22 protein-coding genes, 1 pseudogene and 1 riboswitch are annotated in these 21896 nt (G+C 37.9%); of the genes and pseudogenes, 18 read left to right on the forward strand and 5 right to left on the reverse strand.

Going from position 1 to position 21896, the window contains the following annotated elements; translation table 11 throughout:
- Positions 1 to 85: 85 nt before the first annotated feature.
- Entirely contained in the window at positions 86 to 625 is a 540-nt protein-coding gene (locus GPDM_RS02210; protein WP_008428530.1) for a short-chain dehydrogenase, read from the reverse strand.
- An 83-nt stretch (positions 626 to 708) separates the two neighbouring features.
- Between GPDM_RS02210 and GPDM_RS16825 the strand changes: the two genes are divergently transcribed.
- Complete coding sequence (locus GPDM_RS16825; protein WP_039862758.1) at positions 709 to 1530, forward strand: helix-turn-helix transcriptional regulator; 822 nt, start codon at positions 709 to 711, stop codon at positions 1528 to 1530.
- On the opposite strand, the gene GPDM_RS02220 is transcribed toward GPDM_RS16825, so the two are convergent.
- Positions 1471 to 2715, reverse strand: a complete 1245-nt coding sequence (locus tag GPDM_RS02220) for an MFS transporter (protein ID WP_008428534.1) — start codon at positions 2713 to 2715, stop codon at positions 1471 to 1473. The two genes, GPDM_RS16825 and GPDM_RS02220, sit on opposite strands and share 60 nt — an antisense overlap.
- Positions 2716 to 3068: 353 nt before the next feature.
- Between GPDM_RS02220 and GPDM_RS02225 the strand changes: the two genes are divergently transcribed.
- The 11 genes from GPDM_RS02225 (at position 3069) to GPDM_RS02280 (ending at position 14348) form a co-directional block, all read left to right on the forward strand.
- Positions 3069 to 3320: a hypothetical protein gene (locus tag GPDM_RS02225; protein ID WP_008428536.1), complete on the forward strand. Its 252-nt coding sequence runs from the start codon at positions 3069 to 3071 to the stop codon at positions 3318 to 3320.
- Positions 3321 to 3753: 433 nt separating this feature from the next.
- Complete coding sequence (locus tag GPDM_RS02235; RefSeq protein ID WP_008428540.1) at positions 3754 to 4410, forward strand: tetratricopeptide repeat protein; 657 nt, start codon at positions 3754 to 3756, stop codon at positions 4408 to 4410.
- Positions 4411 to 4526: 116 nt separating this feature from the next.
- Positions 4527 to 4988, forward strand: a complete 462-nt coding sequence (locus GPDM_RS02240) for a hypothetical protein (RefSeq protein ID WP_008428542.1) — start codon at positions 4527 to 4529, stop codon at positions 4986 to 4988.
- A 632-nt stretch (positions 4989 to 5620) separates the two neighbouring features.
- The gene (locus GPDM_RS02245) at positions 5621 to 6535 is read left to right on the forward strand and encodes an ABC transporter ATP-binding protein (protein WP_008428543.1); all 915 of its coding nucleotides are present in this window, start codon (positions 5621 to 5623) and stop codon (positions 6533 to 6535) included.
- Between the two features lie 12 nt (positions 6536 to 6547).
- Entirely contained in the window at positions 6548 to 7318 is a 771-nt protein-coding gene (locus GPDM_RS02250; protein ID WP_008428545.1) for an ABC transporter permease, read from the forward strand.
- A 1027-nt stretch (positions 7319 to 8345) separates the two neighbouring features.
- The gene (locus GPDM_RS02255; RefSeq protein ID WP_008428546.1) at positions 8346 to 9791 is read left to right on the forward strand and encodes an NADP-dependent glyceraldehyde-3-phosphate dehydrogenase; all 1446 of its coding nucleotides are present in this window, start codon (positions 8346 to 8348) and stop codon (positions 9789 to 9791) included.
- A gap of 355 nt (positions 9792 to 10146) precedes the next feature.
- Positions 10147 to 10248: riboswitch (guanidine-I (ykkC/yxkD leader) on the forward strand.
- Between the two features lie 80 nt (positions 10249 to 10328).
- Positions 10329 to 10712: an ACT domain-containing protein gene (locus tag GPDM_RS02260; protein ID WP_008428548.1), complete on the forward strand. Its 384-nt coding sequence runs from the start codon at positions 10329 to 10331 to the stop codon at positions 10710 to 10712.
- Positions 10713 to 11994: 1282 nt separating this feature from the next.
- Positions 11995 to 12360, forward strand: a complete 366-nt coding sequence (locus GPDM_RS02265; protein WP_008428550.1) for a DoxX family protein — start codon at positions 11995 to 11997, stop codon at positions 12358 to 12360.
- 130 nt (positions 12361 to 12490) lie between these two features.
- Positions 12491 to 12928, forward strand: a complete 438-nt coding sequence (locus GPDM_RS02270) for a MarR family winged helix-turn-helix transcriptional regulator (protein WP_008428552.1) — start codon at positions 12491 to 12493, stop codon at positions 12926 to 12928.
- Positions 12925 to 13668 (forward strand): pirin family protein, encoded by a 744-nt coding sequence (locus GPDM_RS02275; protein ID WP_008428554.1) that lies wholly within the window; start codon positions 12925 to 12927, stop codon positions 13666 to 13668. Before GPDM_RS02270 ends, GPDM_RS02275 begins: the two co-directional genes overlap by 4 nt.
- 125 nt (positions 13669 to 13793) lie before the next feature.
- Positions 13794 to 14348, forward strand: coding sequence for an NADPH-dependent FMN reductase (locus GPDM_RS02280; RefSeq protein WP_008428556.1), 555 nt, complete (start codon positions 13794 to 13796; stop codon positions 14346 to 14348).
- Between the two features lie 421 nt (positions 14349 to 14769).
- On the opposite strand, the gene GPDM_RS02285 is transcribed toward GPDM_RS02280, so the two are convergent.
- On the reverse strand, positions 14770 to 15036 hold the full coding sequence (locus tag GPDM_RS02285) for a SunI/YnzG family protein (RefSeq protein WP_008428559.1): 267 nt from the start codon (positions 15034 to 15036) through the stop codon (positions 14770 to 14772).
- Positions 15037 to 15346: 310 nt separating this feature from the next.
- On the opposite strand from GPDM_RS02285, the gene merR reads away from it, so the two are divergent.
- Entirely contained in the window at positions 15347 to 15748 is a 402-nt protein-coding gene (gene merR / locus GPDM_RS02290; protein WP_008428561.1) for an Hg(II)-responsive transcriptional regulator, read from the forward strand.
- A gap of 3 nt (positions 15749 to 15751) precedes the next feature.
- Complete coding sequence (merA, locus tag GPDM_RS02295) at positions 15752 to 17392, forward strand: mercury(II) reductase (RefSeq protein ID WP_008428563.1); 1641 nt, start codon at positions 15752 to 15754, stop codon at positions 17390 to 17392.
- 295 nt (positions 17393 to 17687) lie between these two features.
- On the opposite strand, the gene GPDM_RS02300 is transcribed toward merA, so the two are convergent.
- On the reverse strand, positions 17688 to 18368 hold the full coding sequence (locus GPDM_RS02300) for a Crp/Fnr family transcriptional regulator (RefSeq protein ID WP_008428564.1): 681 nt from the start codon (positions 18366 to 18368) through the stop codon (positions 17688 to 17690).
- Positions 18369 to 18586: 218 nt separating this feature from the next.
- Between GPDM_RS02300 and GPDM_RS02305 the strand changes: the two are divergent.
- From GPDM_RS02305 to GPDM_RS02320, 4 genes and pseudogenes are all read left to right on the forward strand, one after another.
- Positions 18587 to 18914, forward strand: a pseudogene (locus GPDM_RS02305) (thioredoxin family protein).
- 177 nt (positions 18915 to 19091) lie between these two features.
- A complete protein-coding gene (locus GPDM_RS02310) occupies positions 19092 to 19835 on the forward strand; it encodes a cysteine hydrolase family protein (RefSeq protein ID WP_008428568.1) in 744 nt (247 codons plus the stop codon).
- A 4-nt stretch (positions 19836 to 19839) separates the two neighbouring features.
- The gene (locus tag GPDM_RS02315; protein WP_008428570.1) at positions 19840 to 20463 is read left to right on the forward strand and encodes a flavodoxin family protein; all 624 of its coding nucleotides are present in this window, start codon (positions 19840 to 19842) and stop codon (positions 20461 to 20463) included.
- A gap of 260 nt (positions 20464 to 20723) precedes the next feature.
- On the forward strand, positions 20724 to 21164 hold the full coding sequence (locus GPDM_RS02320; protein ID WP_008428572.1) for an OsmC family protein: 441 nt from the start codon (positions 20724 to 20726) through the stop codon (positions 21162 to 21164).
- Between the two features lie 72 nt (positions 21165 to 21236).
- On the opposite strand, the gene GPDM_RS02325 is transcribed toward GPDM_RS02320, so the two are convergent.
- Positions 21237 to 21851 carry a LysE/ArgO family amino acid transporter gene (locus GPDM_RS02325; protein WP_008428573.1) on the reverse strand — a complete coding sequence of 205 codons (615 nt, stop codon included), beginning with the start codon at positions 21849 to 21851 and terminating at the stop codon, positions 21237 to 21239.
- Positions 21852 to 21896 lie beyond the last annotated feature (45 nt).

Consider the following 21896-nt stretch of genomic DNA (forward strand, 5'->3'; position numbering starts at 1 on the left):
ATGGATGAAATAATTTAGTGGGATTTAAGCGTATAGTAATACTAAGTAAAGATATGGGAGACAGAATTGGTGACATCGTCAGTTTCTATGGCCGTTTCTCCCAAGGGGTAATTGTTCCAATCACATGTTTTGATTTATTTTCTCGGATGGCTTCTATAACCCCATCGGAAATCTCATCATGGGTTAACCAGCGAGACAAGCCACTTTCAAGCTTAAACCCCAGTTGAATTTGATGATAATCAACATATTGAGGAACCGCCGTTTTGGCTTTGATGTCCTCAAGATTTGAACTGCTGCCATTAACGTGAAACAGATCCCACGATTGGAGTCGAGGAAGGGATTGAGTTAAACAAGGAATCACTCGTGTTCCGTTAGCATGAATCCAGGCAACCACCAAATGGATAGGGCCATTCTGTTGCTGGACATGATCTAGTTGTTCCGCTAATTCGCTCGTATTCGTGTAGTCAACCAAAACCGGTGTTAGCTGTGCAAGGTTTTGGTCTAGGAGCCGTTGCATTTTCTCCGGATTCCGGCCGATCACCGAAACATGGTAGCCGTTTTCTGATAACCAGATGGACAATTTGGCCAGCATTCCTGTGCCGCCTATGACAAGTGCGTGTTTCATTTCAAACATTCCTTTGCTGAGTAAAATAGTGTTCTTGTATCTAATTTAATTTTCTAATAAAACTGCTAGAAAGGATGGGATGAATGACTACTTTAGTGGAAGCGTCTAATTGTTTGTTGTTATCTACCAATCAAAAGAAATCGGAAAGTCTCTGGCGGAACGACCCCTGTTATAAATTCCTGTTTTCGTTGAAAGGATCCATGAACTATCAAAGCAGACGAAACGATTTTTCGTTTATGGAAAATGAGTTTCTGGTCTTCAATCCCCATGATGAGCATCGTCAACTTGCCGTAGATGATCACAAGTTTCTAGTGGAACTGGACGCCGTATTCCTCAATGAAGCAACGGCTGCTATTTCAAACATTCAGGGAGACCTTTTCTTTGCCCAAACTACGCAAAAAAATCCACTCGTTGAGCAATGGGTCCACTTTGTTCAGCAATACGTGCTGCTGGAAGGAGAAGCTGGTAGTGTGTCTTCAAACGTGTTCTTGGAGCACAGCTTTGCTCAACTCAATCTCTTGTTAGCTAAGTCTGCTATTGGCACACATACTTCTGACTTGATTACGGACCCATTTCGCGCGGTTCAGCCTGCCCTTGTTCAAGTGATGGGATCTTTAAAAGACGATTATCAACATGCTTGGACCTTAGAAGAAATGGCAGCGCTGCTGGGTATCAGCAAATTTCAATTCGCGCATCTGTTTAAAGAAAAATTCGGGATTTCTCCTTATTCCTGGCTCCAGCTTTACCGACTGGTTCGAAGCCAGGAACTGCTTTTGCATACAAAGCGGACCATAACGGATATCGCCCACAGCTGCGGCTTTTCTTCCGTCGGGGTTTACAATCAATTATTTAAACGCCTCTATGGATTTCCGCCGAGCTTTTTCCGTGAGCGTTATTCGAATTAAGTAAAAGACAGCACAAACGACCATCATGCTGCCACAGAAGATAAAGAGAGCGCTGATATCGATAAAAGAAGCGAGTGAGCCAAACACCATCAAGGAAATGACGTTAGATCCATAGAGAAGGACCGCATTGAAACTAAATGCACGACCCAGCTTCAGTGCTGGAACCAGTGTCTGAATCAAATAAACACGGGAGAGACTGGAGAGTGGTAAACCAGCTGCCGCAATCAGGACTCCCAAAAAGTAAAGGGAAAGGTTAGTGGCGATCCCTAATCCTAAGATTCCGATTCCCCATACAACAGAGGCAATCAAATAAATGGTAAACGTCAGATTTTTCCAGAAAAATGGAATGATGACGTTGATTAGAATGACCCCGATGCCATACCATCCCAATAAGAGGCTGTAAAATTCTTCCCCTTGGCTTGGGTAGTGTTGAAGAAGAAGCAAGAGCAACCCGACTTGCCATACCCAGGTGTTAAAAAAGACCATCAGAAACGTCACCATAAACAACTTTTTTATGGTTTCTTCGTCTTTTACCCATAGAAAGAACGACACAATCGACTGGAAGATTCCTTCCTTTTCCCCTCCCAATATATGCTCCTCGGTTAACGGTTCGACCCAATGGATTTTCAAGATAAAAAGCGCACTCAGTACATATGTAAGTGCATCAATCGAATAAAAATGGATCGTTTGCCCGGCACTCAACAGACCGATACTAAAAATAGGGGTGAGTACCTGAACGCCTCTTGTCACCGTGTCCAGCAGACTATTGACGGTCGTACGGTCATCAACTGGGGTGACGAGTGGCAAAACGGCCCGGTATGCCGGATTATAAAAGCAACCCAGGCTCTGAATCACGAAACTGACAATCAGTAAATGCCAGAAGGCTAACAGGTCGAAGTGATGGAAGATAACCAGTGAGAGAATAATGGGAACGCGAATAAAGTCGATCCACAACAGCAGCCTTTTCTTCTGGAGACGGTCTGCAATAGCACCACCAATTAATCCGAACAACAGATAAGGTACCGCCTGTGAAATGGCAATCATGGTAGTCAAGCTAGCTGATTGCGTCAAATCATAGGAGATAAAAAGAAAGGTCAACCCCGCGAGGATATTTCCCAGCTGTGAAATGCCGGCGCCTGCCAAGTAATAGAGCACGTTTTTGTTTTTTACCACATTTCGATACAACGTAACCACCTCATTTACAGGTTACGCCGTAGTTTTGGATGCATCTATATGAATCTTGCTGTTTTTCACGACAATATTCAGGAAAGAAACAGTAAGTGCTAACTTTATTTGAATAACATAGTACAGGCGTGAGTTTATACATGACACCTTACGGGAAGAAGGAACTTTGTTTGAAGTTCCTTCGCTTTCTCGTTTGTGAACCTGTACTTTTACGAACACTTTTAACCAAAAGTATCTATGAAATATAAAAGACGATTTTGTCATTATCCTTGGTTAAAGTGGAATCTGAAATTGATACACGAGTAAAGAAAGCCGTGATATACTAAAAATTAGGAGAAGAGGGGGTATTTAGAATGAACAAAAGGGGAACTGGGATTAGTTTTATTGCAATTGCAGCGTTGTTGTTTTCTACAAAATATATTGCTGCAGCTATATTTGGAAGCAACATTACTTCTTGGGATGAGGAATTGTTTAAATCGATGCTTTCCTATATCGGAAGACCACTGAGTACAATGAGTTTTTTGGCATTATTAATTGGAATCAGCTATATAGGTTGGGCAGAATTTGAAGAAATAATTTTGAAAAAAAAGGCTAATTCTTTATAGAATTAAAAACGCCAAGACCTTCTAAGGTTCTTGGCGTTTTAGCGTAGGTGAAAGTAATTTAAGTGTAGTTAAGTTATATTCAACAAGAAATGGAGATGAATAGGAATATGAAGAATATAGGATTAAAAATGATTTGGATTATACCTAATGTCTTACTCTATCTCTTAGCCATCGGTATTCTATGGTTTATTTTTATTAATGCTCAAGGCCTTCAAGAAATCAATAATTTAGAGATTTGGGTACTTATATTGCTCCTTCTTTTACTAGTAAACTTTTTCGGTTCTTATAAAATTGTGAGCTGGATAAAACAAAGGAAAATGTAAATGTATCTTTTCTCGCATAAAGAAATATGAAGGTAAATTATTGTGTATTAAGTTACATTCATAATAGTGCTTATCAAACAGTCCCGTATAAGTTTTTGAGAGGCAGGAATATGATGGATACGGAATTACAAAAAAAGATTACGACATTGGTAGCTGACCGGAAACTGGAGACAGCTGAACGGTTATTAATCGATTACGTCGAGCAGAATCCCTATGACATCGAGGGATGGAATCGATTAATTGTACTGGAAACGCTCACGCCATTTGAAGATTACGAACAAGCCGCTGACTTTGCTCGGAACGCCTTGCATTACCACCCAACCAATCTGCTTTACTTTATCCTGATTCTTTCTTTTACTCCTTGGTACCAAGGAGAACTGGATGACGAACTGGTAGAGCAAGCCGAAGAAGTTCAACACAAAGCAAATCCGGAAATAGCAGCCATTATTTCACTGCTGCTTGCCGACCACTATCAGAGTAAAGATAAGGCTCATTACGAATTCTTATTAAAACGGTCAATCCAGGACTACCCATATATTGTTAGAAACTACACAGATTTAGGGCAGCATTATTTGCGATATGGACAAAAGGAATCAGGGAAGGCTTTGATTAAAAAAGGCTTAGCCAATGTAAAATTCGTCTACATAGAGGGTGTAGACGACAACCATGACGATCTGGATATTATCCGGTACATCAATGAAATGATAACAGGAGTCTTTACTACAGAATACAGTTATCGTGACTTGGAGAACTTGTTGCAGAAGTAAGCAGACCATGTTTGAATGACTTTTACTGATTCTAAATGTAATTTAATAGCAAGTAAGGTACATTTAAAATACTGAATAACTTACAAAAAACATCCAAGCAATTGGGAGCTGAAAAAATGTCGGAAATTACATTCTTAGCATCCTCAAAACCACTAAAAATTCCAGAAGAGATTCAGGAATATAACCAGCGTACGGGATTTGAGAACGAAAAAGATTATATGTTCTTTTCTGTCCATGAAGTAACAGAGGGTTGGCTGCAAGAAATTCGGGGGCTTTTATCTTTGCCATATATTTACGAAGCAGAAGGGGGTGGAAATCGACTATTTCTAACGTACCTTGAAAAATACATCGAAACCGGAGAGGTACTAGAGATTTACAGTGTGCCAAATCAACACGCATTGCTCAGTTACAAGAAAAAAGTACAGGAAAAGCCTGAACCGATTGAAGTGAATATGGGAAGTTACACGTATCGAGATCTATCAGGTTTGTATCAGTTAAACTCAAAGAAATGGGTAGAGGAACTAAGCCATCGAAATTACATTACTCAGCATGGCGTAACTACCTTTGTTAAGTACTAATGGTACTAATCTGAATGTAACTTAAACCTAACTAAGTTACATTCAGGCTCTCTATTTTAAAGAAGTTAGCAGTACTACAAGGGAAAACCAATTTGCTAGAAAAAATGATACATTCAAAAGGATTTAATATAAGACATTTATGTCTATGTATTTTCGTGGCTATTGTCTAGATTTGTGCCATCTTGTCTTGAATATGATCGATTTTTTTCTTTGATAAGACCATTTTTCAGCAGCCGCAACGTTTCTTGTTTCTTTCGTAAACATTGTGAAACCCGAGCGCTGTATGCCCGGATTTTAGATGTTTTATGATATTATAAGTTGGTTGCCTGAAACGATTCAAGCGCTCAACGATGATTGAAATGTGCATATTTAGGTGGTGGTAGGATTCTATCATCACCAGTTCTTTCGTGTTAAGATGGGTGTAGGTCATTCGCGATCACTCTGATGTTTTTCTTTGGACGGAAAACACATTGTGAGGTACCCGAATGACTTTTTCAGTTGTCTAGCTTAATTTCACAATAGGCGCATTTAAAAAATGTATACACAAAGCTTTATGAATATGAGCGAGTGGCATATTGGCAATTAGGTATTTAAATACAACTAATTAAAAAGATAGTTAGGAGATAAAGTGAATGACATATGCATTAGAAATAAACGACTTGAAAAAGGTCTATTCTGGCGGCGTTGAGGCTTTGCGTGGCATCGATTTGAAAGTAGAAGAAGGAGACTTTTACGCTCTCTTAGGCCCTAACGGTGCTGGGAAATCTACGACCATTGGAATTGTGACATCTCTTATCAATAAGACATCAGGAAATGTCAAAGTCTTCGGCTATGATATGGACACGCAGTTAATGCAGGCGAAGCTACAGATTGGTCTGGTTCCTCAAGAGTTCAACTTCAGTCCTTTTGAAACGGTCCAACAGATTGTCGTGAACCAGGCAGGTTATTACGGTGTGTCAAGGAAGGAAGCATTAGAGCGCAGCGAAAAGTACTTGAAGCAGTCTGATTTATGGGAGAAAAAAAATGTTCAGGCACGGATGCTTTCTGGAGGGATGAAACGTCGACTGATGATTTCACGCGCCTTAATGCATGAACCAAGTCTACTTATTCTTGATGAGCCGACGGCGGGTGTGGATATTGAATTGAGACGAGAGATGTGGACGTTTCTGAAAGAGTTGAATGATAATGGTACGACGATAATTTTGACAACACATTATTTGGAAGAAGCGGAGATGTTATGTCGCAATATTGGAATCATTCAAAAGGGGCAACTGATTGAGGATACAAGTATGAAATCATTGCTTGCTAAGCTTCAGTTTGAAACAATTATTTTAGATATTGAATCTTCAGGACAAATGCCAGTGATTAAAGGCTATGAGAGTGAACTTATGGATGAAGGATCTCTTTCTGTGGAAGTAGGGCGTGATCAAGGGATTAACGAACTGTTTAACCAATTGACCGAACAAGGGATTAAAGTATTGTCGATGCGTAATAAGTCCAATCGATTAGAAGAATTATTTTTAAAACTTACAGAAGAAACTGCTTAATGGAGGATTCACATGTTTAAACTATATTTAACAGCATTAAAGGGTTTGGCGGTCAAAGAAACGAACCGTTATCTTAGAATTTGGATCCAAACATTGGTTCCTCCTGTAATTACAACGTCCTTATACTTTATCATCTTTGGAAATTTAATTGGTAAAAGGATTGGGGAAATGGGAGGATTTTCCTACATGGAATTTATTGTCCCTGGATTGATTATGATGTCAGTCATTACGAGTTCCTACTCAAATGTCTCGTCATCATTTTTCTCACAAAAGTTTCAAAAGAATATTGAAGAACTATTGGTCGCGCCCGTCCCGACACATATTATTATTTGGGGCTTTGTGATTGGTGGACTAGGAAGAAGTACTTTGGTGGGGATACTGGTCACGATTATTTCGTTACTTTTTGTTCCGCTACAAGTCTATTCTTGGAGTATTGTCATATTAACGTTTTTAATGACGTCTATTTTGTTCTCTTTGGCAGGTCTGTTGAACGGCATTTTTGCAAGATCATTTGACGATGTGTCTATCGTTCCTACTTTTGTTCTTCAGCCATTGACTTACCTAGGTGGCGTATTCTTTTCCATCTCTATGTTGCCACCATTTTGGCAGATTGTATCACAGTTCAACCCGATTGTTTATATGATTTCTGGATTCCGATTCGGGATCCTCGGTGTAATCGATGTACCAATTCTATTCTCTGTTCTCATTTCGATTATTTTTGTGATTTCACTTTATGCTTTAAATTGGTATCTGATTGAAAAAGGCCGTGGACTGAGAAGTTAATATCTATTTTTATTAATTTAATGAATACTTTACTCTAGTATTTTATCTAAAGGTCGATAGAGTACTAGAGTCGAGCTAGCTAATATAACAAAACTCTTTTATTATCCTTACATTTTCATAGGATTGGTTAAACTATGTATGTAGAGCAGAATCAGTTTTATAAGAAGAAAACCAACTTTATAAAGATAGTCTAGCTTGCATATGACTGTTTATCAGAAGAAACTCAGCGATGAGTTTCTTCTTTTCTTTTGTTCACTAAAGTGTACTTTTACAAAAGGTTCTCTAATTGAATATCTGAATTTTGTACAGTGAATCTTGGCTTAGTAAATTCTTCTAACCATAGTTTGATTGCTTGAAAAAATGTGAATTGGCATATGGTTTGATCTATCTATGATTCAAATATGCTTAAAAGTATACTTGGACTCTTTGTTAATATAGAGCGTTATTAATTACTTATTAGATTGAGTTAGGTAACTTTTGTAGCTTTTACTCTAGATTAATCATAAATAGTCAAAATTTTTTAAAAATAAATTCGGTTTAATTTAGGTCTTGTTCATTATTTCACATGTCATCTGAGGTAGTTTACTGTTTAGAAAATTAGAAAAGTTAGGGGGAAATTAAAATTGAAAATCGATTTAGTGCCTACTTATTTCTTAAGCTAAGGTTCAATTGAAAATTGTATTGTTACCTCATTATGATAGCGTTTTCTTTATTAATCTTTAAGCTTATTTTGATACTGAAGATAAAAGAAAAAAGTAAAAATATATAGGTATAAAATGTTGAACCGTCAAATTTACGTCTGTAAATCGCATCTTTACAAGGAGTATTTTTTCTAATTAATACTTTTAAAAGTTTGGAAAAATAATTATATAAATATAAAGAAAAAACCCTCGGATGAATAAAATAAGCATCTATGTCGGCAATTCGTGGTTCAATAAAACCTTGCCTGAAAGAGTTTTCATGTGGTTTAATGGGTAACATTAATCTTTTGTAGATTAAATACAAAGAGACGGAGTGTGAAGAGAATATGATAGTACGCCAAACTGAAAGTTTATTTTATACTTTATTGAATAATGAATGGATGGGAAGCAGTAGTGGAGAAACTGTACAAATCTATTCTCCGGATGATCATGAAGTAGTAGGTGAAGTTCCTGCCTTGAGTCAGGAAGAAGTCGCTGTTGCAATTCAAAAAACAGCAGATGCCCAGGAAATGTGGGCAGCAAAAGAAGTTTATGAGCGCTCTGCACTTCTTCATCGCTGGGCAGAAGAATTAGAAAAAATGACCGATGAAATCGGTGAAATGATTCATAAAGAAGTAGGGAAGACATTTTCGGCAGGGAAAAGTGAAGTTGAACGTACTGCGCAACTAATTCGCTATACGGCAGAAGAAGGTCTTCGTACACACGGAAGCTTTATCCAAGGAGATGCTTTTCCTGGGGCTACGAAGAAGACAAAAGCCATCGTACAAAAAGTTCCTTATGGGGTGGTGCTGGCTATATCGCCATTCAACTATCCAGTAAATCTAGCCGCTTCTAAAATCGCGCCAGCGCTTATTACAGGTAATACCGTGATCTTTAAACCTGCTACTCAGGGGGCAATTAGTGGACTGTTGATGATAAAAGCCCTAGTAAAAGCTGGCCTGCCAGAAGGTGTAGTAAACGTAGTAACGGGACGAGGTTCTGTGATCGGTGATTTCATCGTTTCTCATCCCCTTATCAATATGATTACGTTTACTGGGGGAACAGCAACGGGGCAGCATATCGCCAAAAAAGCATCTATGATTCCCGTCGTGCTTGAGCTGGGTGGTAAAGACTCTGCAATTGTATTAGAAGACGCAGATTTGAATAAAGCCGCAAAAGAAATCGTTAGCGGAGCACTTAGCTATTCAGGACAACGCTGTACAGCTATAAAGCGTGTGATGGTGGTCAATAGTGTCGCAGATGAGCTTATTGGGAAGGTAAAAGAACTTGTGTCCAAACTGACAGTAGGGAAATCCCATGAAGATGCGAGTGTAACACCTTTAATCGATCAAAAATCAGCGGATTTTGTGACTAGTCTGATTGAAGATGCCCAAACTAAAGGAGCTACTGTCGTACTGGAAGGCATTAAGGAAAAGAACCTTCTGGGTCCAACTCTTCTTGACCATGTTACAGAAGAGATGGCTGTCGCTTGGGAAGAGCAGTTTGGACCGGTGTTACCATTTATACGAGTTGAGAATGAACTTGAAGCAATTGCGCTCGAAAAGCGAAACCAGTATGGTCTACAAGCTAGTGTCTTCACTCGTAATCTGGAGAACGCCTTCGCAATTTCAGATAAGCTGAATGTAGGGACTGTCCAGGTGAACGGCAAAACATCACGAGGACCAGATCATTTTCCGTTCTTAGGAGTGAAAAACTCCGGACAAGGTGTGCAGGGAATTGGTAGAAGCATTGATTCTATGTTGCGCGACAAGATGCTCGTTCTAAATCTTTAAATGGCTAATGAATTTATACTGATTAACAATATTTATCGGTATTATTTTCAGAATTTTCATTTTAATAAGTAAGAAAGAAACGAGATTGGCTCGAAAACAATATAGAAATTTGCCCTGAAGTATCCTTTTTTACGGAATAGGGAGAAAAATGCATTGTAGTTTATATGGCACACCTAACCGGAAGTCTATATTCTCTTGTGAGATTATTTTTAGGATCTGCATCAATCGCAATAGTAAGTAGTTGAATAGATGAGGAGAAGCGATAAGCCTGCTCTTTCTCACGGTACTCGATGCTCAAATCTTGCAGTACATTGACAAGTATCTGTATGTAATAGATAATTTATTTAACTTAATACAAGAAGTTTTCTAGGGTTCCGCGGGCTATTATATTCCGGTTAGGTCCGAGAGAAAACGCACAGAAACTCTGTATCCACGGAGGGATAAAAGCCCGGGAGATATCATAAACGATATTTTCCTGGGCTTTTTATTTTTTGTATTAAGTAAAAATGATAATTTGAAGAAATGGAGTTGTTAAGTGTGAAATTATCTGTACTTCCTGAAACAATGTCAGTTTTAAAATTAGATTCTTCTAAGGCTCTTCCCCAATGGGCTCTTAAAAAAAGTAGTTTTGTCTCAATTACGTATACGAACGAAGAACTTTCTATTGTTTGTGCAGAAGAAGCAGTGCCATCGCATGTAGAAGATATGGAAATAAGCGATGAATGGAGATGCATTAAAGTAGAAGGGCCTCTGGATTTTTCACTGACCGGCATATTATCATCTCTAATTTCACCACTTGCCGAAGCTGAAATTAGCATCTTCGCCATTTCAACTTTTAACACAGATTACCTTCTGGTTAAGTCAACCACTTTAGAACGGACTTTACAGATCTTAGCAGAGCACGGCCATTTTATCAGCTAATTACAGTTTGTGAGTATTTTTCGTCATTTTAAGCTAGAATTATTCGGTTTACACATCAAAAGTTATCGGTAAAAAGAAGCTACAGTGTGAGCTTCTTTTTTTGTCTTGAAAATTCATTTTCTTTTAGCCTGGATATTAATTGCCTATCGAGGAATAGATTACTTAGTCCTTCACGAAAAAGGGGTTTGTGCTTTTTTTGACTATTAATAGTTCGATTAATTAGAAAAGAAGCGGCTCATGGATTTGATAATAGTATTACACTACCTATTTCAAGAATCTAATGTTGCGGTACAAGTGGAGTGCGCATCTTCTATGAATGTTAAAGATTTGTTGAATATTACAGGTGAGTATTGCGATATGTATATTGTGGAGAGAGGCTTTTATTAGACATATGTCCTTCCTCATGAAGAAAATTTGTGTTAAACCCTTTACAGAAAATTGTCTGCAGATAATCAACTGAATTTTAGTAGACTAACTTTAAGAATTGAGTATTTCAAAATTAGATTTAAAGAAAATACTATATGTACTCGAAATTATTGGTAGCTTTAATTTTCTAATTAAATAAATTGAAAACCCTACATTTCTAGTCCAGATCTGAAATTGAAGGGTTTTTTTACATAGTTTTTGAAGGGATTCAGTACATTTAATTTGCAAAAATATCATTTAATATATAAAGTGATAAACATTAGAGTGAAAGTGCCTAATAAATATTCCGATTTTAAGGAGGAAAACTATGCCATTTCCGGATATCAGCAACAAATCATAGGAGGAGTTAATTAATTAAAAGGCCGTACTGCAGTAATAAAACGATCAGCAAACGTCTAGCGGAAGCAAGAGTTACTGAATTATCGGTGATTAACTGAAGAGACTGCGAAAGCCGCTACTGATTTATCTAGCTTTGGAGCTGAACATAAAGTCATTCAGTTGGAAGTCAGCAAATCAGAAACCATTACGGTAACCGCTGACTTTGCGATTTTATCGACAGGGCGTTTGAATAGTTGGGTAAATAATGCAGAGATATACCCTTCACAACCAGCTTTTAAAATCATAGACGACGAATGAGACTTGGTTCATGATTTAAACTTGCGTATTATCTTCATTAGTTGCCTATGCGAAAAAAGTACCTACTGGGCGATTAGGCGCGCCTAATGATGTAGCAGGTGTTCTATTATTCGTAGCTTCAGATTTAGCGAAGTTTCTATAGTAGCAAGTAAAGTTAGTTGGAAATCTGAAAGTCAGTAAAATGAAAGCAAATTAGAGAAAATAGGGAGGAATTGGAACAATGATAATAACGATAGTTTTACAGGTAGTGTTAGGTGTTTTATTTACAGGACTAGGCTTTAGTAAAATCACTGGAGTAAAGATGCAAGTAGATGAGTTTGACAGGCTGAAATTGCCTCAATGGTTTCGGATTGTGACTGGAATCGTTCAATTAATCGGGACAATAGCTTTGGTTGTAGGGATTTGGTTACCAGAATGGGCAGCATTTGGCGGGTTATGGATTGCCGTAACGATGTTCTTTGCCGCTGTAGCACACATACGCGTTAAACACCCAGTCAGAGATACAATTCCAGCCTCTGTGTTAATGATTTTGGCTCTAATTGTCTTTTTCTTAAACAGCTCAGCACTTATCAAGTTGTTCAGTTAAAGTATGAGAGAGCGGTAAAGAGGGGTTATCCAAATTATGAGCAGCTTTTCTCGTTTATAGAAAATAAGCATAATTTCTTGAAATTTTAGTTACTATCAATTAATGTATTAATTGATAGGGGCGATGACAAATGAAATACTCATTAAGAAGAATCCGACTAAGTTATATTGCATGGCTTCGTTACGCACGTTATTACAACCGCACTATGACCTGCACCAATCGTGACTTAGCCAAATGGGGATTAAGAACAGGTCAATTTGATATCATCAGTCATTTAAAAAAACATGAACGAGTTACACAATCTGAATTAGCGAACCGACTTGCGGTAACCAACTCAAATATTACGCAAATTTTAAGCAAGTTAGAAGAGGCGGGTTATATAAAACGAGAACAAGAGTGGAAGACAAAATATATTTCACTTACACCAGCTGGTGTAATTTTGCGAAACGAAGTAGTCCCCGCCCAAGAGCAATTTCGAGCAGATCAATTTTCGAATTTAACAGAAGAAGAACTTGAGCAGCTCATTCACCTACTAAAAAAAGCAAACCAAGGAGTGAACGAAGAATGAATATTTTACGAAATGAACAAGCATATTCAAATGGAGGCGGTGCTTTTTCATTGCAGTTTCGTCGCCCCGGTTTAATCGACGGAAATTTTGAAAAAGAGGACCATGCATTTGGCCCACTTAGTCGAATAGATCACGCAAAAATCGGACAAGGCACCAAAATTAGTATGCATGAACATATAAATGACGAGATTTTAAGTTATATGTGGCGAGGGGAAATGTTACATGAAGATTCTTCTGGCTTGAAAAAGTTTTGTTCTCCAACCAACCAAATGCTGATGGGGGCTGGGAATAGCTTTTTTCACGAGGAATCCACACCGACAGGTTCTGTTGAAATGCTTCAAATTTTTATCCGACCAGCAGAAAAAGATTTGGAACCCCGCGTTTTATTTGCGGACATGCAGTTACCAGAAATCAGTAATTGGCGTTTAATCGCGGGACCATCAGAAGTGAATGCTCCACTGGAACTTCGTCAGCAAATCGTCGTATACGATGTACACGGAAAACCAGGCGAAACCTTTACATTACCAGTTGTAACCGGTTATACACCTTGGCTCTATGTCATGGACGGCGAAATTACCGCACATGGGGAGAGCCTGCATAAAGGTGATGCCATTTCTAGTACAGCGGAAGAGTTGACCACGATTCAGTTGGAAAAGGATACTACTATTGTATTATTCCTTGTCGACTTAAAGGCATCGATGACACTTGCAGGTAGTTTTAGTGGCGTTAAACGATTTTAAACTGTAATCGATTTGTCACACATGAAAGTAGGATAAGTTAATTTTTCCTATTAAATAATGTTGTTTTCAATAGCCGAATTTGATTGGAGAATAAATAAAATTATAAATAGTTAGGATGATATGAAATGGTTAAAGTAGCAGTAATTAGTGGGAGTTTACGTAAAGAAGCAGTTTCCACAAAAATCGCAAAAAATGTGGCAGAGCTATTTCCACCGGAGTTTGAAACAGAGCTTGTAGAAATCGGCAATCTTCCTGTGTTTGATCAAGATTATGAAGAGGAAGGCAATACGCCAGAAGAATACACAAGATTCCGCAACACAATGAAAGAAGTAGACGCCGTGTTATTCGTAACCCCTGAATACAATCGTTCAATCCCATCTGCACTCAAAAATGTATTGGATGTAGGGTCTCGTCCTTATGGTGAAAGCATTTGGAATGGCAAGCCAGCTGCTATCATCAGTCAATCACCGGGGAATTTGAGTGGATTTGGTGCCAACCATCATTTGCGTCAAATCTTAACATTCTTAAACATGCCCAGCGTTCAGCAACCGGAAGTGTACCTAGCCAGTTCCTTTGACTTATTGGATGACAACGGCAAATTCAAAGAAGAAGGAACGGTCCAATTCCTGCAGTCTTTTGTTGATGTATTTATTGATTTAATCAAGAGATATCAAGCATAAGTTTTGGGTCAAATAGGTTTTAGGATAAAGTAGTAATTTAGTGAAATAGGAGATCCGAATTGGCGATGTCGATTCTGGTCTTTTGTTTTTGTAACAAGGTTTTTTACATTAGACCAAATATAATTTTACTAATTGGTTTATGGATTGTCATGAGGTTTTATGAGAAGAAAGCTCCTAGTAAGACGAATGCAGCTTATTGCTAAGTCGGTTACGATTAGCACTTTGAATTTATTGATCTTAGTAAAAAACTGAAATTGTAGCGAATAATAGAAGTGATTAAATGTAAAGAGAGAAAAAGTGCTGATTTAAGCTGACTTTTTCTCCCTTTTTGTTTAGGCTATATTCAAAAGACTGCACTAAAAGAAATACAAGCTAGAATTTCATCAGAAAATGGATGCTAACAGTTTTAGTAGTCTATATATTAATTTGCATGGATGTACGAATTTAGTTTGTTTTGTATCGATAAATAGTTGGTTGTAAATAATAGATATGTGCTTTGCTTCGTAACGATTACCACTCTGTCTGTTGTGCCGTAGGGCATGCCAATTCGTATAGCAGTTTTTTCTTTACCACCATACGTGTCATCAGTGGTAATTGTTACTATATCGGCTATTGGAATTTTTATCTTTGTGAATAGCCATTTAATTACAATATCAGTATCAACTTGTTTTACATATACTTCAAACAAAATATCCCTCCTTTATACTAATTAACTTATTTTAACATGTTTAGAACTATTACACCTCGCTGTGCCTATTCAACAGATATGAATAACTAATTTACAACACAAGTTTATACATCATTAATTGACTTTAAAAAAAACGAGAAGTGAGATTTCTATCCCATTAGTCTTGAGAACATATCCGTATGCAAATTTTTTTATAAAATAGAACTCTTTAAATCTATCTGATTCATATTATGTAAATAGGAAGTAATAGAGTAAGTTATTTGACTATGTACCATAGTACATAGTTTATACTTTTTATGAGGTGAACAAAATGAGCTATCGAATCAGTGAGTTGGCAGCTTTATGCCACGTAAATAAGGAAACCATCAGGTACTATGAGCGAAAAGAGTTATTGGAAAAACCAATAAAAAACAACTCAGGATATCGTATATATTCTGAAGAAACGGTCAAACGGGTGGGATTTATTCGGAGACTGCAAGAATTGGGTTTTTCGTTGAATGAGATTTATAAATTATTAGGGATCGTGGACAAAGACGATATACGCTGTGAAAATATGTTCACTTTTGTGTCCGAAAAAGAATTGGAAGTCCAAAAGCAGATTGAAGATTTAAAGCGCGTAGAACGAATGTTAGGTGAGTTGAAAGATCGGTGTCCAGATAAAAAAGAGTTACATGAATGCTCAATTATCGATGTATTGATGAAGGAGGAATAGAGTATGAAAAAGTATCGCGTAGAAATTCAAGGGATGACGTGCACAGGATGTGAAAGACATCTAGCAAGTGCACTTGAAGAAATTGGCGCAAAAAAAGTTCAAGCAGACTTCCAAAAAGGAGAAGTTATTTTTGAATTACCAAAAGAGATCACGATTGAAAAAGCAAAAAGTACAATAGAAGAAACGAAATATCAGCCGGGCAAAGCAGAAGAGTTAAGATTCGAAGATGTCGTTTATACGGAAATAGAAAGCGAGTATGACTACATTGTTATCGGTTCTGGGGGTGCTGCCTTTTCTTCTGCCATCGAAGCAGTAAAAAACAATGCCAAAGTAGCGATGATTGAACGGGGAACTGTAGGTGGTACGTGTGTGAATATTGGTTGTGTGCCTTCTAAAACCTTAATGCGTGCCGGAGAAATCAACCATTTGGCTAAAAATAATCCGTATATCGGGCTGCATACCTCTGCGGATAAAGTAGATTTAGCTCGTTTGGTCAATCAAAAAGATGAATTAGTGACAGATCTTCGAAACAAAAAATATGTTGATTTGATTGATGACTACGGATTTGAGTTAATCAAAGGGGAAGCCAAATTTTTAAATGAGCATACGATTGAAGTGAATGGGAAGAAGTTAACGGCAAACCGCTTTTTAATCGCCACAGGGGCAGCTCCTGCAATTCCAGCGATTACAGGGTTAGACAAAGTGAATTACTTGACCAGCACAACTTTACTAGAGTTAAAGAAAGTGCCAAAGCGCTTAACCATTATTGGCTCAGGCTATATTGGCGTTGAGTTAGGTCAGTTATTTCACCATCTCGGTGCTGAAGTCACATTAATTCAAAGAGGGGCGCATTTGTTTAAAGAATACGATCCAGAAATTTCAGAAGCTGTTACAAAAGCTTTAAGCGAGCAAGGCATGCGGTTAATCACAGGTGCCACGTACGAAAAAATTGAACAGGATGAAAAAGTGAAAAAGGTTCACATTCAAGTTGACGGTCAGCACAAAATCATTGAATCGGATCAATTGCTCATTGCAACGGGCCGAAAGCCTAATACAGCAAGTTTAAATCTACAAGCTGCAAGTGTCGAAACAGGAACTCTTGGAGAAGTTCGAATTGATGATTATGCTAAAACGACAAATGACCGAATTTATGCAGCCGGAGACGTTACGCTTGGTCCTCAATTTGTTTATGTGGCAGCTCATCAAGGGAAAATAGCCGCACGAAATGCGGTAGGTGGGCAGAATGAAAAATTGGATTTGGCTATTGTGCCGGGTGTGACGTTTACAGCACCAGCAATTGCTACAGTTGGGCTGACAGAGAAGCAGGCAATAGAACAAGGCTATCATGTTATGACATCGGTCCTGCCATTGGAAGCTGTTCCACGAGCGTTAGTGAATCGAGAAACAACTGGAGTTTTCAAACTGGTGGCGGATGTGAATACTCGCAAGTTGTTGGGAGGACATATCGTCGCAGATAATGCAGGCGACGTCATTTATGCATTGACACTTGCTGTGAAATTCGGTTTAACGATCGAGGATATTAGCGATACCCTTGCACCTTATTTAACGATGTCAGAAGGTGTGAAGTTGGCTGCTCTCACATTCGACAAAGATGTATCACAACTTTCCTGCTGTGCCGGCTAAGGCGAAAGCAGACAACCAACGACAATTTCCCCTATCACAATCTGAAGATGCGATTTTGATGTGAAATAATCAGAAAAAGAAGAGCTTATTACAAAAGCTCTTCTTTTTTTATAGGTTATGTAAGTGTTTTTTGGTAGTTATGATGAGCTGAATTCAGTTGTTTCATCCCAAACAGGATAAAAAAAGGGCAAAAGCCCTTCATGCTGTACCGAAAGAGGCGGGGGCAAAGGACTTTTTAGAAATTGTATTGGTGTTAGTAATGTGTATCTCATCTTTTTTAGACACAAAGAAAAAATTATTCCATCAGTATTTTCTTTATCTCATCAGCTTTTATAGAATAGCCAAGCAACATTTTCTTCATAAGCCCTTCTTTTTTTAACTTGCTCATCAAAAGAGAAATTGTTTCTCGTGAAGAGCCAACCATTGTAGCAATATCTTCGTGGGTAAATTTCATGTTGATCGATTGCCATTCCTTGTTTCGTGTCCCATTTTTTTCACTCATTTTTAGCAACAAGAAAAGCGTGCGATAGCGTACGTCGCCAAGAGCGATTTTTTCGCTAAGGTCATAAGTTTCCTTCAGGCGATACGATAAAATTTGAATAAGTTTGAGTGATACATCTGGTGTTGTTCGAATAAAAGATTCGAATTTCCCCTTATCCATTGTGCATACGTGACAGTCGGTCATTGCCTCTGCAAAGGTTTGTTTATCCGTCAGCATGAAAGATTCAGTTTCCCCGAAAACATTGCCATCGACAAGAATATCGGTAGTAAATTGCTTTCCTTGAGGAGTCATTCGATATAGGCGAACTTGTCCTTTTTTCAGAAAGAACAGCACATCCAAAGGTTGTTCCGGAATCATAATTTGCGTTCCTTTTTTCATTGGTATCATTGTACTGTTTTGATCGATTAAATCCATGTCTTCCTTTGGCAACTCATCAAAAAGATTGATATGTGAAAGGAGTGTTAGTTTATCCATAATTAAAATCTCCTCTTCTCCTCTAATAATCTGTTAAGTAAGGACATTATAGTTGTTGTATTAAGTATACTTGATTAATCTAAAAATACTGTAAGGTATATTACAAATTGAAATAACAAGCAGTTATTTTGCATAACGTAACCTAGCTCACATTTTTATTTTCAAATACCTATTATGCTACGTACATAAAGTAAATATCAATTAGAGGAGTGGTTTCAATGTTTGAAAATATTTTATCAGAAGACCAATATAAAAATGTTATCAGCCAGGAGCAGCCTGTTTTAGTTAAATTTTATGCTGAATGGTGTCCAGATTGTAAGAGAATGGACATGTTTATAGGGGAAGTTTTGTCGGAATTTCAAAAATATCTCTTCGTATTCAATCGATAAAGATCAATTTGAAGAGCTTGCGAACAAAGAAGATGTAATGGGTATACCAAGCCTGCTTGTTTTTCAAAATAATCATAAATTAGGTCATCTTCACAGCGCGAATGCTAAAACCCCTGATCAAGTAAGTGAATTTCTTGGGCAATTCTTTAAGAACTAAAAATGGTCATAATTATGTAAATAGAAGGATTGAGTATCGGAAATCGGTATTTAATCCTTTTTATTTTGACCTATTAAATGCTTCAAAATGTTGTGTAGCTTACATTTTTTAAATGAATATTCTGATAAATTCAATGAGAGATATATATGCAGTAAGGAGATGTTGCGGAGGCAAGAAATGAAAGTTCATGAGCAATCAAATGATTTTGAGAGGACTGATGAGAAGATGACTTTAGAAGAACAACAAGATTCAATTCTACCGGTAGGAAAAATGGAAATTAATCGCGAAAATACGGCATTAGTTATTGTTGATCCTCAAAATGATTTTTTACGCGACGATGGTGTAGCGTGGGAATTAGTGAAGGAAAGTGTGGAGGCTAATCAGACAATCCAGAATCTGGAGCTATTATTGAAAGCCGGGGAAAAGAATAACTTGAAGCTTTTCATATCCCCGCATTACTACTATCCTACGGATGGTGACTGGCAATTTGGTGGACCGCTAGAGAACATGATGCATAAAGGCGGAATGTTCAAAAGGGAAGATCCTCTATCCTTGGAAGGGTTTGAAGGGTCGGGAGCTGACTTTCTGGAAAGCTTGAAACCATTTATAAAAAAACCTGAAACCATTGTGGCAAGTCCGCATAAAGTCTATGGTCCACAAAATACGGATTTGGTTCTGCAATTGCGAAAACATGGGATCAGCCGTTTGATTCTTGCAGGAATGTCTGCAAACCTTTGCATCGAATCACACCTTCGCGACTTATTGGAGCAAGGATTTGAAGTGGCCGTCGTATCGGATGCAACCGCAGCGGCAATTCTCCCTGGACTTAACGGAGAGCAAGCAGCAAAAGTCAATGTCCGCATGATCGCCAATGCCATGTGGACGACAGAGGAAACTATAAAACGATTGGAGGGGGAGTAATTATATGCAACCACTAAAAGCTCTATTTTTAAATACTTCATTAAAGAGTTCGGAAGAACCGTCTCATACCGAAGTTTTTATGAACGATGTCCAAGTTCACTACAATAAATTAGGTGTCGAATCCGAAATTGTTCGACTGGCTGATTACAAAATCGCCCTTGGTGTGCAGGAAGATATGGGTGGAGAAGATGAGTGGCCGAAAATCTTTGAAAAGGTAAAAGCGGCCGACATTCTCATTATCGGCACGCCCCTATGGCTTGGAGAAAAAAGTTCGTTAGCTACCCAAACCATTGAACGGCTTTACGGCAGCAGCGGTAAAACTAACGATAAAGGACAAGCAGTTTTCTACAATAAAGTCGGAGCAACAGTCATTACTGGCAATGAAGATGGCGCAAAACATGCTGCAGCTTCTCTTTTATACGGATTATCGCACATCGGATTTCTAGTTCCACCGAATGTCGATGCTTACTGGGTAGGAGAAGCTGGTCCGGGTAAATCGTATATGGATGCAGGGAGAGATAATGAATTTTCGAAAAAGGCTATTAGAAGACTCGCCTATAATACCTACCATCTTGCGGGCATGCTGAAAAACACACCTATCCCGGCAGAGGGAAATACGTTAGCCTAAGATAAAACTACGTCTCTGTTCATAATAAAATAGGATGAAGCATGCATTTTATATAGGCGATGAAAAAAATAGACTTTTAAAAAGAGCTTAAAGAATTTCTTTAAGCTCTTTTCGATTGAAATAACACATGTTTTGAAGGCTAATCTACAAAATAAAGCAATCATTTTCATATATGAGAAGTCGTTGTAAGCCACCTTACATATTTGTGTGGAAGTTGCTGTTAAAGTAAAAAAGAATTAGAAATAAGGAGGAAATTCAACATGGCAAACACAGTAACATTTCAAGCAACAGGTACATCAAGTAAAATGAAAACAGAGCTCAAAATGGGAAATCACGGAATGATAATTGATGAGCCACCAAGCATGGGTGGTACTGATACAGGACCTGATCCACTTTCAACTCTTCTTGCAGCATTAGCTGGATGTGAAAATGTAATAGCAAATTTAGTCGCAAAAGAAATGAAATTTGATTTGCAAGGAATCGAGTTTGATGTAAAAGGTGACTTAGATCCTCGCGGTCTTATGGGGAAAGCGGATGTTCAGCCTTATTTTAATCAAGTTTATGTATATGCAAAAGTAACAACAGATGAGACAGTTGAACGTATCCAAGAACTAAAAGAAAAAACGGATGCTCGTTGCCCTGTTTTCACTACATTTGAAGCAGCAGGAATCCCGATCGAAGCAAACTGGGAAAAAGCATAAAGAATATCAAGAAGAAGCTGATTTTTTTCAGCTTCTTTTTTTAATATTATTTCATTATTGCTGTTAACATACTTATTTTGAGTACAACTGGTACAAAATGTACAACGCCATCATCCAAATAATCAATGCGGATAGTTGATTAACTCTTTTCAAGAGTCTACCACTGGTATCGATTTGACCAATTTTTCTTCCAGCAATGGCCAATGAAAAGAACCAAATCCATGAAACGCCAATAACCGCTGCAGTAAATATCCATTTATCTACCCCTATATAGACGAGTGAACTTGTCCCTATTACACCGACGATATCCATAATGGCATGTGGATTTAGTATAGAAACAGACGCTGCAAATATAATTTGTCGTTTAGCAGTTAATGGACTGGATTGGGTATTCGAACGGATTTCTGGATTCGTTTTCCACATCACCCTTCCCATATAAGACAGAAACACAAAGCCCCCTAAAAACAAACTTGTTTTTAACCACTCAAAACTGAAGACTACAATCGAAACGCCGGTAACAGCTAAATAAATGAGTAATGTATCACAAAAGGCGGCCGTTATGACTGATGGAAAGGCAGAAGAGAGTTTTCGGTGGGTGGCTCCTTGATTGAATATAAATACGTTTTGAACACCTAGGGGCAATATGAGTCCAAGCGCTAATAAAAATCCATGAAGTAATGGTTCCAAGATTGTTCCTCCTAACGTCTACTTGTTTAGTATAGAGAAAGATGA

It is taken from the genome of Planococcus donghaensis MPA1U2, from assembly GCF_000189395.1.
Taxonomy (GTDB): domain Bacteria; phylum Bacillota; class Bacilli; order Bacillales_A; family Planococcaceae; genus Planococcus; species Planococcus donghaensis_B.

Excerpts from the sequence above, each read along its gene's own strand:
- merA (WP_008428563.1), top strand. The coding sequence starts at position 15,752 with ATGAAAAAGTATCGCGTAGAAATTCAAGGGATGACGTGCACAGGATGT.
- GPDM_RS02265 (WP_008428550.1), top strand. The coding sequence starts at position 11,995 with ATGATAATAACGATAGTTTTACAGGTAGTGTTAGGTGTTTTATTTACA.
- GPDM_RS02210 (WP_008428530.1), bottom strand. The coding sequence starts at position 625 with ATGAAACACGCACTTGTCATAGGCGGCACAGGAATGCTGGCCAAATTG.
- GPDM_RS02225 (WP_008428536.1), top strand. The coding sequence starts at position 3,069 with ATGAACAAAAGGGGAACTGGGATTAGTTTTATTGCAATTGCAGCGTTG.
- GPDM_RS02280 (WP_008428556.1), top strand. The coding sequence starts at position 13,794 with ATGGTTAAAGTAGCAGTAATTAGTGGGAGTTTACGTAAAGAAGCAGTT.
- GPDM_RS02315 (WP_008428570.1), top strand. The coding sequence starts at position 19,840 with ATGCAACCACTAAAAGCTCTATTTTTAAATACTTCATTAAAGAGTTCG.
- GPDM_RS02270 (WP_008428552.1), top strand. The coding sequence starts at position 12,491 with ATGAAATACTCATTAAGAAGAATCCGACTAAGTTATATTGCATGGCTT.
- GPDM_RS02245 (WP_008428543.1), top strand. The coding sequence starts at position 5,621 with ATGACATATGCATTAGAAATAAACGACTTGAAAAAGGTCTATTCTGGC.
- GPDM_RS16825 (WP_039862758.1), top strand. The coding sequence starts at position 709 with ATGACTACTTTAGTGGAAGCGTCTAATTGTTTGTTGTTATCTACCAAT.
- GPDM_RS02240 (WP_008428542.1), top strand. The coding sequence starts at position 4,527 with ATGTCGGAAATTACATTCTTAGCATCCTCAAAACCACTAAAAATTCCA.
- GPDM_RS02250 (WP_008428545.1), top strand. The coding sequence starts at position 6,548 with ATGTTTAAACTATATTTAACAGCATTAAAGGGTTTGGCGGTCAAAGAA.
- GPDM_RS02235 (WP_008428540.1), top strand. The coding sequence starts at position 3,754 with ATGATGGATACGGAATTACAAAAAAAGATTACGACATTGGTAGCTGAC.
- merR (WP_008428561.1), top strand. The coding sequence starts at position 15,347 with ATGAGCTATCGAATCAGTGAGTTGGCAGCTTTATGCCACGTAAATAAG.
- GPDM_RS02320 (WP_008428572.1), top strand. The coding sequence starts at position 20,724 with ATGGCAAACACAGTAACATTTCAAGCAACAGGTACATCAAGTAAAATG.
- GPDM_RS02275 (WP_008428554.1), top strand. The coding sequence starts at position 12,925 with ATGAATATTTTACGAAATGAACAAGCATATTCAAATGGAGGCGGTGCT.
- GPDM_RS02255 (WP_008428546.1), top strand. The coding sequence starts at position 8,346 with ATGATAGTACGCCAAACTGAAAGTTTATTTTATACTTTATTGAATAAT.
- GPDM_RS02310 (WP_008428568.1), top strand. The coding sequence starts at position 19,092 with ATGAAAGTTCATGAGCAATCAAATGATTTTGAGAGGACTGATGAGAAG.
- GPDM_RS02300 (WP_008428564.1), bottom strand. The coding sequence starts at position 18,368 with ATGGATAAACTAACACTCCTTTCACATATCAATCTTTTTGATGAGTTG.